Source organism: Dolomitihabitans soli (assembly GCF_022213955.1).
Classification (GTDB): domain Bacteria; phylum Actinomycetota; class Actinomycetes; order Streptosporangiales; family Streptosporangiaceae; genus Streptosporangium_A; species Streptosporangium_A soli.
Genome location: NZ_JAKNTW010000030.1, coordinates 20,373 through 34,708 on the forward strand (window position 1 = coordinate 20,373; position 14,336 = coordinate 34,708).

Here is a 14,336-nt window from a genome sequence, read left to right on the forward strand (position 1 = left end):
CGCCAAGGGCGAGTACGGCCCGGCACCTTCCACGGGTCGCGGGCGATCCCGACCCGCCGGCTGAAAACTCATCACAGGAAGGTCGTCGCGGCATGACCGTCCGCCCAGGCCGGCCCGCCCTCTCATCCACCGCCCTCTCATCCACCGTCGGCTCGGCCACGGGCCGGGTCGTGACGAGATCGACGAAGACCGGAGAACGATGACCGCCACCACCGACCTCGCTCAGACGATCGAGCAGCCGGATGCCGATTCCGCGGCGGGACAGAGCATGACACGGCTGTTGCGCCCTCATCTGCGGAGTTTCGCGGCCGTGGTGATCCTGCAGGTCATCGGCGCGCTCGCGGGTCTGGCCCCGCTGCTGGCGGTCGTCGAACTGGGCCGTACCCTGCTGTCGCCCGGCCCGATCGACCACGCTCACGTCTGGACCGTGGTGATCGCGGGTGCGGCCGGCCTGCTCGTCCGGCTGCTGTTCACCGCCGCGTCGTCGGGAATCGGGCATCTTCTCGACAGCCGGGTGCAACTGACGTTCCGCCGGCAGCTGGCCGCGTCGCTGGGACGCGTCCCGATCGGCTGGTTCTCCCGGCGCCGCACCGGCGAGCTGGCCAAGGTGGTGGGCGAGGACGTGAGCGCCGTGCACCCGTTCATCGCCCACGCCCCCGGCGAGCTCGTCGCCGCGTTCGTGGTGCCGCTGGTGTCGCTGATCTACTTGTTCACCGTCGACTGGCGGCTCACGCTGATCACGCTGATCCCGGTGGTGCTGGCGATAGCGCTGGTCCCGCTGCTGATGCTGCCCGCCAGGACGCGCGAGCAGGAGGCCTACGACGCGGCCATGGGACGGATCGCCAGTTCCGTCGTCGAGTTCGTGCAAGGCATCTCGGTGGTCAAGGCGTTCGGCGGAGGCGAGCGCGCCCACCGCACGTTCCTGACGGCCGCCGACGACTTCGTCAGCATCTTCTCCCGCTGGGTGCGCGGCATGTCCGTGATCGCCGCCGGGATGCAGCTGGCGCTGTCGCCGCCGTTCGTGCTGCTCATCGTGCTGATCGGTGGCGCGGCGCTGATCACGTCCGGTGGCCTGGCCCCGGCGGATCTGTTGCCGTTCCTGCTGCTCGGGCTGGGACTGACCGCTCCGGTGGCGGCGCTCGGCCACGGCTTCGACGATCTGCAGAGCGCCGGCCGCGCGGTCGGCCGGATCAAAGACGTGCTCGCGGTCCGGCCACTGCCCGAGCCCGCCCGCCCGCGTCCGCCGCAGGGGCACCGGGTGGAACTGCGTGACGTCCGCTTCGCCTACGACGCCGACCACGAGGTGCTGCGCGGCATCGACCTGGTACTGGAGCCGGGGACGGTCACCGCGGTCGTCGGGCCGTCGGGAAGCGGCAAGTCCACGCTGGTCCAGCTGCTGCCGCGGTTCTTCGACCCCACCCACGGCTCGGTCCTTCTCGGCGGCGTCGATCTGCGCGAGATCGGCAGCCGGGAGCTGTATCGGCAGGTGTCCTTCGTCTTCCAGGACGTCCGTCTGCTGCGCGTCTCGGTCGCCGACAACATCGCGCTGGCGGTGCCGCGGGCCGGCCGCGACGACGTGGTCCGCGCCGCCCGGCTGGCTGGCATCCACGATCGCATCCTCCAGCTGCCGCGCGGATACGACACGGTGCTCGGTGAAGAGGCCAAGCTGTCCGGAGGCGAGGCGCAGCGGATCTCGATCGCCCGCGCGCTGCTGGCCGACACGCCCGTTCTGGTGCTGGACGAGGCGACCTCCTTCGCCGACCCGCAGACCGAGCAGGCGGTCCGCCGGGCCCTGGCGACGCTGAGCGGCGACCGCACGATCGTCGTCATCGCCCACCGGCTGGAGACGGTCGCCGACGCCGACACCGTCGTGGTGCTGGAGGACGGAGCGATCGTCGAACGCGGCAGGCCCGCCGACCTGCTGACACGAGGCGGAAGGTACGCCGCGTTCTGGCGATCCCACCAATCCGCCGAGATCGAAACCCACGGTGGCGCACTGCGAGGAGACGAGCCCCGATGATCCGAATGCTGCTGCGCGTGCTCGGAGACGAGTACGCCCGGGCGATGCGCCGCACCGTGATCCTGATGACGATCACCGCGGTGGTCGAAGGTTTGTCCTACGCGCTGCTGGTCCCGGTGCTGCGGGCGCTGCTCGGCAGCACGCCCGCGGACGCCGTGCCCTGGCTGGTCGCGTTCGGGGCCGCGGTCGCCCTCTACGCCGTGCTGCGCTACATCAGCGACTTGTCCGGCATGCGGGTCGGGACCACCATGTTGCGCGGCATGTATCACCGGCTCGGCGAGCACCTGGCCCGCCTCCCCCTCGGCTGGTACAACGCCGGTCGCATCGCCGAGGTGTCCGTCCTGGCCGGCCGCGGCCTCCTGCAAGCCATGGGCGTGGCCGCGCATCTGCTGGCACCGTTCATCTCCGCCCTGGTCACGCCACTGACCATCGTGGCCGTGATGATCGCCTTCAACTGGCGGATGGGGCTGGCCGCGTTGCTCGCCGCACCCGTCGTGGCGGCGATCCAGGCCTGGACGACACGCGCGACGGCCGCCGCCGACGCCGAGCATCACGAACGCGACCAGGAGGCCGGCGGGCGCGTCATCGAATTCCTCCAGGCCCAGCCGGTGCTGCGGGCCGGCGGCCGGACCGGCGAACGCTTCCAACTGCTCGACGACTCGCTGCTGGATGCCCAGCGCGCCTCCCGCCGTACCGTGCTGGCGACGCTGCCCAGCGCCGTGGGGCTGACGCTCACCGTGCAGGCGATCTTCACCGGGCTACTGGTCCTGGGCGCCTACCTCGCGCTCGGCGGGAACATCGGCGCGGCGGAGATCCTGGCGATCCTGGTGCTGGCCGCCCGCTGCGCCGACCCGCTGCTGTCGCTGTCGGACATCGGCGGCAAACTCCGCGGCGCGCGTTCGGAGCTGGCCCGACTCGAGACGGTGCTGCGCACCGAGCCGCTGCGGGAACCTCGCGCGCCGATCCAGCCGGCGCACCACGGCCTGGAGTTCGACGCCGTCACCTTCCGGCACGGCGAGCGCACGGTGTTCGACGAGGTGTCGCTCACCGTCCCCGAGGGACAGCGGCTCGCGGTCGTCGGGCCGTCCGGCGCGGGCAAGAGCACGCTGCTGCAGCTGCTGGCGCGGTTCTACGACGTGGACGCCGGCGCGGTGCGCGTGGGAGGCGTGGACGTGCGCGCGATCAGCACCGAGGCGTTGACGGCGCGGATCGCCATCGTCTTCCAGGACGTCTACCTCTTCGACGGCACCATCGAGGAGAACGTGCGCCTGGGCCGTCCCGACGCCGACGAGGCCGAGGTACGGGCCGCGGCGGCCGCGGCACAGCTGGACGAGGTGATCGAGCGCCTGCCCGGTGGATGGGCGACGAACGTCGGCGAGGGCGGCGCGTCGCTGTCCGGTGGTGAGCGCCAGCGGGTCTCGATCGCGCGGGCGCTGCTGAAGAACGCCCCCATCGTGCTGCTCGACGAGGTGACCTCCGCGCTGGACCCGGTCAACGAGGCAGCCGTCCACGAAGGCATCGAACGCCTGATGGCCGGCCGGACGGTGGTGATGGTGGCCCATCGGATGCGCACCGTCCAACGCGCCGACCGCGTCGTCTTCCTGGACGGCGGCCGGATCGCGGAGGAAGGCAGCCACGACGAACTGCTCGGCCACGGCGGCCGCTACACCGACTTCTGGAACATCTCCATGGCTCCCGCTACGCGGGAATGAGCCGGAGCTCGGGCGAATTGCCAGGGGTGCCACTGGTCGGGTTCTTCGCCGCGTTGGCATCAGACGCAGGGACAGCCGTCAGCCCGGCAACCCCAGCCCGGTGAGAAGCCGCCGTGTCATGCGCTCGAATGATTGCCGGGGATCGTCGGGCGGGTCGAGGGTCGAGTCCGCCATGGCGGCCGCGATCAGAGGGTGGCGCCCGTCGGCGGCGAGCTGGGCTTGATAGGCCGCCTGGGCGGCTTGGCGGGCCGTGGGCGTTCGCCGTTCCTGAATCTCGATGTGCGCGAACAGCGTCACCAGGCCGTTCAACAGGCTGATGGCCTCGAGCTTCTGGCGTCCCGTCATCGGTACGTGCTGGAGGGCGCGCAGCGCGTGCTCCAGGTAGTCGGCGGCGCGAGGGCCCAGCCGGGTTCGTTCAACGGGGACGTCCAGAAGCCAGGGATATCGCAGGTACAGGTCTTTGGTGCGGACGGCCAGTGAGAGGAGGTCTTCGACCGGATCGCCGGTGAGCGGGACGCTGAGGTCGATCTCGCCGGTCACGGTGTCGTGCATCAGGTCGATGAGGTCGTCACGCGTGGCGACATACCGATAGAGGGAGGCCGGGCCGGTGCCGAGCGCCTTGGCGATCTGCCTTGTGGACACCGCCGCCAGCCCGCCCGCGATGGCCAGGTCGATGGCGACCACGGCGATCTGCGCCCGGCTGCGTTCGGGTGCGGGACCGCGCGCGCCCCGTTCGGGTCTCATCCATATGCTCGCCGGTTCTTCGGGCACCCGCTCTCCTTCTGCCTGGGTATGACTGCTATCTTAGAATACTGCGAACATCGATCGCAGTATTGGGAGGCAGTCGTGACCACATCCCAGGCGTGGACTCCGGTCCGCTGGGCCACACACGCCGGCGTCCGCCTGGCCTTCGACCGGCTGACCGGCAACGATCAGGGAGAACCTCTGCTGCTGATCACCGGCCTCGGCGTCTCCCGGCTGTGGTGGCCCCAGGGACTGAGCGAGGCCTTCGGCGCAGGCGGCTTCGCCGTGGCCCGCTACGACCAGCGGGACGCAGGACAGTCGACCCGCCTGCCGGCCACCGCGGCACGCAGCCCCATCGCAGCGCTGTTCGGCAGGCGCGGTGCGGCCTACACCGCAGAGGAGATGACCGACGACGCGATCGCCGTGCTGGACGCGCTGGGCTGGGAGTCCGCGCACCTGTTCGGCGTCTCGCTCGGCGGCGCCATCGCCCAGCGCATCGCCATACGGCACCCCGGCCGTGTCCGAACGCTGACGACGATGTCGGCCGTCCCCGGCGACGCAGCGGGCCTGGAGACCATCCGGTACGTCCGGCTGAGCACGCTCGTCAAGCTTTCGCGCCTGAAATTTCCCGACACGGTCGAAGGCGACATCGAATCCGGTGTCGCCGTCGCCCGGCTCGTCTCCTCGCCCGGTTACCCGTTCGACGAGCGATCCTCTCGCGAGGCGATCACGCGCATCGCCGACGCGGGCGTCCGGGACGCGCGAAGCCAGAGTCGTCAGATCGGCGCCCAATGGCACGGCCCGCCGATCAGCACGATCAAGGCGCCCACGCTGGTGCTGCACGGGGAGGGCGACCCCTTGATCCGCCCCAGCGCGGCCCGCCGGATCGCGGTTCGCGTCCCAGGCGCGCGCCTGCGGATCCTCCCAGGCGTCGGTCACGAACTGCCCGAGCCCGTGTGGGACACGATTGTCGACGAGGTTCTCGGCCTTCGTTCCTGAAGACCTTCCTGACCATGCGAGCGCATACCAAATCGGAGGTGGGGCGTTCAGTTGAGGTGCTGTGGTTCTGTTCGCGTGCAGCGGCAACGTTTGTCGATGAGACTCGGCTTGGCCGCTACCGGGACTTTTCATTCCAATGCTCGTCATGCCCCGACACGCAATGAAGCCCACGCTCGCCAAGCCACTACCAGCGGCGACAACCCAAGATCGATAATTACGGCTGGGATATCAGGGAAGCGTGCACAGCAGGCCTAGTTGTCTTCGATGTTGGCCCATGTCGCCGCGAACGAGCCGTAGAGTCCATGCTCAACCAACAGCTCTTTTGCCCTTCAGCGGGGAAAGCTTCCATATGGATGTTTCCTTCCAGATCGTTTCGTTATGTGGGAGTGGTTCTCTTCGACGCCAAGCCCGCGCTGGAACGCCTGTGCGACTGGTACGAGCGGATCTCGCTGATCTGGCCCGACAGCGCCTACGCGGGCAAGCTCATTCCCTGGGCCAAGAAGCACCTCCGGCTCGCCCTGGAGATCGTCAAACGCAGCGACGATGTCAGCGTGATCATCCTCATGGGACGACGACTCGCACGATCCGCCTCTCCCCAATCGACCTGACGATCAGTTTTTTGTACACAGGCCCGGTACGAAATCCGTCTCGCGGGGCCCTTGGGCGGTGTCCCGTTTCGTAACCGCGAGCCCGGCACGGGGTGCGGCGGAGCGAGCAGCGGGCGGACACGCCCTGCCGGGCACACGGGCGATGGACCGGCATGTTCGCATACGTAGCATATGCAGCATCTATGCATTCGCTGACCTATGGTGAACTGGCGCGTCAACGGGAAAGGACGCCACCCTGAGCGATCAGCATGCACTCAGACGGAGCATTTCAGCATGGGCCGAATCACCTGTTGTCCAGCGGCAGATCTCACGCAGCCCATCCACGGCGCCGCGGTGGCATCACCTTGAAGCGCCGATGAGAACGACCGCGCACAAATCTGCTGCACCGCGATAGCGCCAGAACCGAGCCAAGGATCTCAGCTATTCGGAAGGACATGGGACATGCCGCTGAGAATTGTCGGCTACAACTTGAGCCATGACAGCAGCGCTTGCCTGATCGAAGATGGACGAGTCACCGCCGCGCTCGCTCTGGAACGGACCAGTGGCGTCAAACGGGGCATTGTTCCCACGCATGCGTACGCCCCGGCGATGGCCCGGTTGACGCGCGACCTCCTGGCTTCGGCCGGTCTGAAAGCGGCCGGCATCGACTATTGGATCGCCACCTCCACCGAATCGCAGGACCAGACCGCGGAAGATCAGTTGATCGACGCCTTGGGATCGCTGGCGGACCGGGACTCCTGCCTGGCCCTGCCGCATCCTGGCCACCATCTCGCGCACGCCAGCGCCGCCTTCTACACCAGCGGCCTGCCCGACGCGGCCGCGCTCGTGATCGATTCGTACGGTTCCCTGATCGGGCGTTCGCGCGAGCGGGAGAGCGCTTTCATGTTTCGCCGCGGCGAAGATCCCCGGCTCGTCTGGCGCAATATCCGCGACGATGACCGCATCGCGGGGCGACGCCGGAACGGCGAACTGTGGATTCCCGGCGAACTGAGCGGCATCGGGGAACTCTATCGAGTCGTCACCCTGGCCCTGGGCTTCTCCGAGAATGGATCGACGTACGACGACGCGGGGAAGACCATGGGGCTTTCCGCTTACGGCCGGCGGCTCTCATCCGGCAATCTGTTCATCAGCGTCGACGGCGGCTCCCTGTCATTCGAAGGCGCGACGGACAATTTGGTCGATCTCAAAGTAGCAGCGCGCCGCGGTGACGGTGTCAAGTTACTTCCCCGTCCCGCCGACGGCCCGATCGAGCAGTTTCACAAAGACCTGGCGGCGCAGATTCAGGCGGAATTCGAAGAAGCATGCATGCATCTGATCAACGATATCCTGGCTCGCACCGGAAGTTCTAATCTGGTGCTTTCAGGCGGATGTTTTCTCAATTCCCTGCTCAACGCTCGGGTCGCCCGGGAGATCGATCTCGAGAACATCCACATCTTTCCGGCGGCCACCGACGACGGAAACGCGATCGGCGCCGCGCTGTACGCCCATCATGTCCTGCTCAAGGACCAGACCCGCGGTGGCACGGCCAGGGGCGACGCAGCGATGCGGCATACGTTCCTCGGCCCCGCTCGCCTGACCACCGAACCGGATCACACCATCGACGCCCTCGCCAGGGAATGGGAGCTCTCCGCGGTCCGTCATCACAGCCCCCGCTCGGCGGCCCAGGCCGGCGCCCTGGCCATCGCGCGTGGCGAGATCATCGGCTGGTTCCAGGACCGGGCGGAGTTCGGGCCTCGCGCGCTGGGCTCGCGATCGATCCTGTGTCACCCCGGAATCGCCGGCATGAAAGATCGGCTGAATGCGCGGGTGAAGTTCCGGGAGGCCTTCCGGCCGTTCGCCGCCTCGATACTCGCCGAGCACGCCGCACAATGGTTCGACCTTCCGGCCCGTGACAGCCCTTTCATGCTGATGATCTGCCCGGCCCGGCCGGAGTGCGCCGATCTCGTGGCGGAGGTCGTCCACGTCGATGGAACCTCTCGGCTGCAGACCGTCGACCCGGACCTGCCTGGGAGTTTTCGGGCACTCATCGAGGAGTTCCACCGGCTCACGGGCCTGCCGCTGGTTCTCAACACCAGTCTGAACATCCGAGGCAGGCCGATCGTCGAGGATCCCCGCCACACGATGGAATTCCTGTACGGCACCCGTCTCGACCGCCTTTTTCTCGGCGACCATGAGATCGAGGGCCCGGACCTCGCCGCCCTGTGCCCGCAGCGGAGCGAAACAGCGCCTGCCCGGCATGCCGATCCGCACGTCGAGCAATTGCTGGAGTACGCGACGGGCGACCTGCCGGTACGGAAGATCGCCATCGCCCTGGGCGTCACCGAGGACGAGGCCGTGGATCTGACCCTGGACCTGCGTCGCCGCGGACTGGTGCGCTGGGCGGCGGTTCCCGCGCTGCCCGAACCCCGCTTCCCGCTGCCTCAGTACGACTCCGAAGTGGGAGGATGAGACGGGCCATGGCCATCGATCTCGCGGATCCGGACCTTTACGCGTCCACCGGCGGCCTGGCCGAGCTGAGGTTTCTGCAACAACGCCACCCCGTCTATTGGAACGGCCTGCGCGAGGGCGGCGGATTCTGGGCGTTGACGCGCTACGCCGACGCGCTCAAGGTCTACCGGAGCCCCCGGGCCTTCACCTCGGAGCAGGGTATCCAGGTAGGCCAGATATCGACCGACCGCCTGCCGGCGGCGGGAAAGATGCTGGTGCTGTCCGACCGCGGCGAACACCGTCGCATCAAGGCCATCGTCAGCCGGCACCTGACGCCGGGCGGGCTGCACGAACTCCTACCCGAAGTGCGCAGGGCGGCGCGCGAAGCCATTGACGAGTTCGTCGATTCCGAGCCGTTCGACTTCGTCACCGAGATCGCGAGCCGATTGACCATGACGGCTTTGGGAGGTCTGCTGGGCATTGCCTCGGCAGATCTCCGATCGGTGGCCAGGTGGACGGAGACCGCGTTCGGATCCACCACCGGGCCGGACGTCGGCGTGGTCTCACCGTCCGAGGTCATGACCGCCAACACCCAGCTGTTCGTCTACTTCGCCGGCGTGCTCGCGCAACGCAAGAAGGCTCCTCGGCCGGATCTGCTGAGCGCCTTGGCGAACTCCCGATCCACGTCCGGCGAACAACTCAGCGACGAAGAGATCCTGTTCAATGTCCACCTCCTTCTGGCCGGTGGGCACGAGAGCACACGACAGGCGCTGACCGGATGCGCCGTGGCCTTCAGCGAGCATCCCGATCAATGGCAGCGGCTGCGGAACGACCCATCGCTGGTGGAGACGGCCATCGACGAGATTCTTCGCTGGTCCGCGCCGAGCCTGAACGTCATGCGTACCGCCACCGAGGACTTGGAGATCAACGACACCCTCATCAAGAAGGGGCAGCGGGTGACGATCTGGAACCCGATCGTCAACCGGGACGAGAGCGTCTTTCCTCAGGCGCACACCTTCGATGTCGGCCGGCAGCCGAACCGCCATCTCACCTTTGGCGCCGGCAGCCACTTCTGCCTGGGCGCCTGGCTCGCCCAGCAAGAGCTGCGCATCCTCATCGAGGAGCTGGCCCTTCGGGCGAGCCGCCTCGAAGTGACGGGCTCCGCACGGCGGTCGAGATCGAACCGCACCTGGGGCTTCGACTACCTCCCCACCCGCCTGCTCAGGTACGAAGGGGGACACGATGCGAAGTGAGGCACGGACCTGGTCACAGGTCTCGGAGCACCAGCTCGCGCGCATGTGGCCCGTACGAGGCACAGATGGTTCCCGCACTGTCAATGCCCTCGCTCACCTCGTCTGTCACCTCCCTTTCGATGGTGCGCGATTCCGCCGGGCGGTCAGCCTGACGGCCGTCCGGCATCCCGCGCTGCGCAGCCGGTTCGACCTGCTTCCCGGCCACGAACCACGGCAGGTGGTGGACGCCGTCGCCGAGATCGGCCCCGCCATCGCGGATCTGCGCGGCCTGGCCGATCCGCGCACCGAGCTTCGCCGGTGGATCCGGGCCGAGGCCGCGAAGCCGTTCGAGCTGAGCCGGGCCCCGCTCGTACGGCTGAGCGGCCATCGCTTGACGGAGGATGAGTTTCACATCGTCCTGGTGGCTCATTCCGCCCTTCTCGACCGTCACAGCCTCCCCCGGATCTTCTCGGACCTGCTCACCGCCTACCACGCGTCGCCCGCCCACGGCGAACCGGATCCGGCGGCTCCGGCCTCGCCGCCACCGGCCTTCACCACGCCGAGCCCCGACGCGGCGGCCGTCCAGGAGTGGGCCGCGACCTTTCACGAGATCACCGCTGCCCCACCCCAGCACTGGATCGCTCCCGCGCAGGAAGAGCCTGTCGAAAAGGGGGAAAGCGACCGGTCCGGGTCAGTACCACCGCAGATCGAGGCCGAGCTGCCGCCGGAGCTGGTCGGCGGGCTGCAGCAGGCCGGCGAGCGGCACAACGTCTCGATCGCCGACATCCTGCTCACCGTGCACGGCAAGGCGGTGGCGCTGAGCACCGGTCGCTCCAGCGTCGCGATCGAGTTGGAGGCGGACCTCCATCAGCTCGACGTGCCGCGTCCCGTGGGCATGCTGACCGCGACCCTGCCCGTCCTGATCGCGCTGCCGTCCTCCTGGCAGGCCGCGGTCGACCAGGTACGCGAAACCCGCAGAGCCGCCCTCGCCGCGGCCTTCTCCCCCGTGCGGCTGCAACGGATCCGCGACGTGGAGCAGGTGCCCGACGCGACCTTCGTCTACAGCACGTGGTCGCTCGAGGCGGACCTGCTCGACGGCGCGCGGGGGGCCATCACACCGCTGGCGACGACCCGTACCGAGCGCTCGTCCCGGCCCGCCCCGACGGCGGAGATCGGCCACGCCCACCTGCCCTTCAGTGGCACCATCGCCGCGGAGTTCTTCCACGCGACGGCGCAGGGCCGCATCCTGCTCAGGATCACCGCCGCGCCCGGCCTCACCAGCGGGCAACTGGGCGAGGTCATGCGGTTGCACCTGGAGGCACTGCGCCACTACCTGTCCAGCGATGACGACCACAAACCGCTGCCGGCCCTGACCGCCGCACAACGCGACCTGACGTTGACGCGCTGGAACCTCCACCCCCGGCCTTACGACCTCGACCGTCCGGTCCACGAGCTGTTCGAAGAACAGGTGCGCCGCACCCCCCATGCCACCGCCGTCACCGACGGCCAGGTCACCCTCACCTTCGACGAGCTCAACGCCCGCGCCAACCGGCTCGCGCGCCACCTGCGGACGTACGACGTGGGGGTCGGCGGGACGGTGGGCGTCTACACCACCCGAGACGCGAACATGCTGGTGGCCTTCCTCGCGGTCATCAAGGCCGGCGCCGCCTACGTCCCCTTGGACCCGCACCAGCCCGCGCCGCGGACGGCCTACATGCTGCAGGACTCACGCGCGCTGCTCGTCCTGGCCGACGACCGCCACGTCGGCACCCTGCCCCCGGGCCCCTGGCGCATCCTCCTCGTCGATGAGCCCGCACCGGACGCGGCGCGCCTGCCCGGCACGAATCTCGGGCGCACCAGTGACGCCGACGACCTGATGTACGTCATCTACACCTCGGGCTCGACGGGCCGGCCGAAGGGCGTCGAGGTCCCGCACCGCGGCGTGGCGAACTACCTGCAGCACGGCATCGACATCTACGCCCGGCGCGGCCACGGCGGGGCGCCGGTCTTCTCCTCCGTGGCCTTCGACATGGTCGTGCCCAATCTCTACATCCCCCTGCTGATCGGGGAGCGAGTGTGCATCCTCGGTGAAGATCTCAGCCTGTTCGACATCGCCGACACGCTGGCACGACTGGCCCCCTTCACCTTCATCAAACTGACCCCCGGGCAACTGGACACCTTCAGCGAGCTGATCCAACCGGCCGCCGCCCGGCGTCTGGCCGGGACCTTGGTCGTCGGAGCCGACGCGTTCTCCGTACGTGCCCTCCGGCATTGGCGGCGGCTCGACCCCGAAACCCCCATACTCAACGAGTACGGCCCGACCGAAGCGTCGGTCGGCAACACCGTCCACGTCGTGGACGGCAGCGAGGACGGCGACCTGATCCCCATCGGCCGTCCCATCGCCAACACCACCATGTACGTCCTCGACGAGGAGCTCACGCCCCTGCCCATCGGTGTGCCCGGTGAGCTGTACATCGGCGGCTCGTGTGTCGTGCGCGGGTACGCCCATCGCGAGCAGCTCACCCGGGAACGGTTCATCCCCGATCCGTTCGACTCCCGGCCCGGCGCGCGCCTGTATCGCACCGGCGACATCGGCCGCTGGTCGCCCCAAGGCGTGCTGGAGTTCCTGGGCAGAGTCGACGACCAGCTCAAGATCCGGGGCTATCGTGTGGACCCCGCCGAAGTCGAGGCCGCCATCGCGCGTCATCCGATGGTCGCGGAGGCGACGGTGACCCGTGTGGGCGCCACCCGCGAAACGGTCGCGCTGGCCGGCTATTACGTTCCCCGCGGCGCTGTCACCCCTGAGTTGCTGAGGACCTTTCTCAGCGAGTCTCTGCCCGACTACCTCGTGCCCGGCTTCTTGATCTCCGTGGCCGAGATCCCGTTGAACAGCAACGGCAAAGTGGACCGCAAGGCGCTGCCGGCTCCTGGGCGGCATCAGGCCGGCAGCGCCCGCGTCCGCGCGGCGGCGGTCACGGCCCGCGGCGAGCTGGCCGCCGACGTGTGGCGACGGGTCCATGAGCTCGCCGAGGTCACCGTGGACACCCGGCTCACCACGTCCGACGGCGACCTCACCCGCGACGTGCAGGTCGCCGCCCGGCTGGCCGAGGAGGGCGTCCTGCCCGTCGAGCAGGTCCTGGATCTGATCCGCAGAAGCGCGACCTTCGGTGAGTTCGCCGCCCTGCTGGATCAGCAGGGCCACCCATCGGCACGCCCCGGACCGGCGGGGACGTCCCCGCCTGCCCACCCGGGCACGCGGTGAGGAGGAAAGGTGATTCCCATGGGCGCCGGCAGCGAACCGGACATCAATGGTGAGCGGCTGTTGCGACGCCTGCGCGACCTGTCGGCCTTCGGCCGGACGGCCGAAGGCGGTATCACGAGACCCGGCTTCAGCGAGGCCGGCCGTCAGGCCGACGCCTTTCTGATCGGCCAGGCGCGGCGCGCGAACCTGCACGCGGAGATCGACGCCGCGGGCAACGTGCTGTTCGGCCGCGCCGCCATCGACCGGACCCGCCCGACCCTTCTGATCGGCTCGCATCTCGACACCGTGGTCAACGGCGGATGGCTGGACGGCGCGTACGGCGTGGTGTCCGCACTCGAGGTGGTCCAGGTCCTCGCCGAGCGGCACATCGACCTCGGCTGCGACGTGGCCGCCATCGCCTTCGCCAACGAGGAGGGGGCCCTGTTCCCGCAGGCGTTCTGGGGTTCCATGGTCGCCGCGGGAATGCTGAGTTCCCTGCCCGAGCAACCGGCCGATCACGACGGCGATCCTCTCGCCCCTGCCCTGGCCCTGGCCGGCGGCGACCTCGAGGCGTTGCCCACCGCGGTATGGCCATCGCCCAGCGTGCGCGGCTATCTGGAGCTCCACATCGAGCAGGGCCCGATCCTTGCGGCCGGTCCTGAGCGGATCGGCATCGTGGACGCCATCACCGGCCGAGCCGTCCTGGCCGTCGACTTCACCGGCGAGGCCGCGCACGCCGGCACCACTCCCCTGGCCGCCCGCGCCGACGCGCTCCTGGGCGCCGCTCATCTGATCACCGCCACCCGCGAGCTGGCCGAGCAGGGCCTCTGCCACGTCGCGAGCGTGGGACACGTGCAGGTGGAGCCCAACTCGGCCAACACCCTTGCCGGCCATGCCCGCCTGCTGGTCGACCTACGCGACGCGGACGCGGCACGGCTGACCAAGGCGGAAGACGCCGTACGGGATCAGGCGGGTTCCATCGCGGCCCGCTGCCGGCTCGGCGTCCGATGCCGGCGGCTGGTCCGCTCCGAGCCGACGGCCATGGACGCCGAGATGCGGCGGCACATCACCGGCAGCGCCGCCGCGCACGGCCTGGCCGCTCGCATCCTGTCCAGCGGTGCCGGCCATGACGCCCAGATCATGGCCGGGATCACGCCCTCAGGGATGATCTTCGTACCGAGCATCGGCGGTGTCAGCCACGTGCCGCAGGAGGACACCTCGCCGGCCGACCTGATCGCCGGAGCCCGCGTGCTGCTCGGCGCGACGCTGCGTGCGGCGGGACGGCGATGACGTTCCCCGGCGGGCCCCGCCACCACCCGGCGAGCGCCCCCCGCACCGCGGCGCTCCGTCTCC

Annotated in this window: 9 protein-coding genes; 8 read left to right on the top strand and 1 reads right to left on the bottom strand. The window is 69.2% G+C overall.

The window, feature by feature from the left end; translation table 11 throughout:
• The first annotated feature begins 199 nt into the window (after window positions 1-199).
• Together MBA17_RS38730 and MBA17_RS38735 are read left to right on the top strand one after the other, a co-directional pair.
• The gene (locus MBA17_RS38730; protein WP_238502645.1) at window positions 200-2,020 is read left to right on the top strand and encodes an ABC transporter ATP-binding protein; all 1,821 of its coding nucleotides are present in this window, start codon (window positions 200-202) and stop codon (window positions 2,018-2,020) included.
• Window positions 2,017-3,732: an ABC transporter ATP-binding protein gene (locus MBA17_RS38735; protein ID WP_238502647.1), complete on the top strand. Its 1,716-nt coding sequence runs from the start codon at window positions 2,017-2,019 to the stop codon at window positions 3,730-3,732. Before MBA17_RS38730 ends, MBA17_RS38735 begins: the two co-directional genes overlap by 4 nt.
• A 78-nt stretch (window positions 3,733-3,810) precedes the next feature.
• On the opposite strand, the gene MBA17_RS38740 is transcribed toward MBA17_RS38735, so the two are convergent.
• Window positions 3,811-4,476, bottom strand: a complete 666-nt coding sequence (locus MBA17_RS38740) for a TetR/AcrR family transcriptional regulator (protein WP_238502649.1) — start codon at window positions 4,474-4,476, stop codon at window positions 3,811-3,813.
• 102 nt (window positions 4,477-4,578) lie between these two features.
• Here MBA17_RS38740 and MBA17_RS38745 point away from each other — a divergent pair, with 102 nt between their 5' ends.
• The 6 genes from MBA17_RS38745 (at window position 4,579) to MBA17_RS38770 (ending at window position 14,273) form a co-directional block, all read left to right on the top strand.
• Window positions 4,579-5,475, top strand: a complete 897-nt coding sequence (locus MBA17_RS38745) for an alpha/beta fold hydrolase (protein WP_238502651.1) — start codon at window positions 4,579-4,581, stop codon at window positions 5,473-5,475.
• Window positions 5,476-5,855: 380 nt separating this feature from the next.
• Complete coding sequence (locus tag MBA17_RS38750) at window positions 5,856-6,083, top strand: hypothetical protein (RefSeq protein WP_238502653.1); 228 nt, start codon at window positions 5,856-5,858, stop codon at window positions 6,081-6,083.
• A 441-nt stretch (window positions 6,084-6,524) separates the two neighbouring features.
• A complete protein-coding gene (locus MBA17_RS38755) occupies window positions 6,525-8,531 on the top strand; it encodes a carbamoyltransferase family protein (RefSeq protein WP_238502655.1) in 2,007 nt (668 codons plus the stop codon).
• Between the two features lie 8 nt (window positions 8,532-8,539).
• A complete protein-coding gene (locus MBA17_RS38760; protein WP_238502657.1) occupies window positions 8,540-9,763 on the top strand; it encodes a cytochrome P450 in 1,224 nt (407 codons plus the stop codon).
• 43 nt (window positions 9,764-9,806) lie between these two features.
• Window positions 9,807-13,004: a non-ribosomal peptide synthetase gene (locus MBA17_RS38765; RefSeq protein ID WP_238502730.1), complete on the top strand. Its 3,198-nt coding sequence runs from the start codon at window positions 9,807-9,809 to the stop codon at window positions 13,002-13,004.
• Window positions 13,005-13,022: 18 nt separating this feature from the next.
• On the top strand, window positions 13,023-14,273 hold the full coding sequence (locus tag MBA17_RS38770; RefSeq protein WP_238502659.1) for a M20 family metallo-hydrolase: 1,251 nt from the start codon (window positions 13,023-13,025) through the stop codon (window positions 14,271-14,273).
• Window positions 14,274-14,336: the final 63 nt, after the last annotated feature.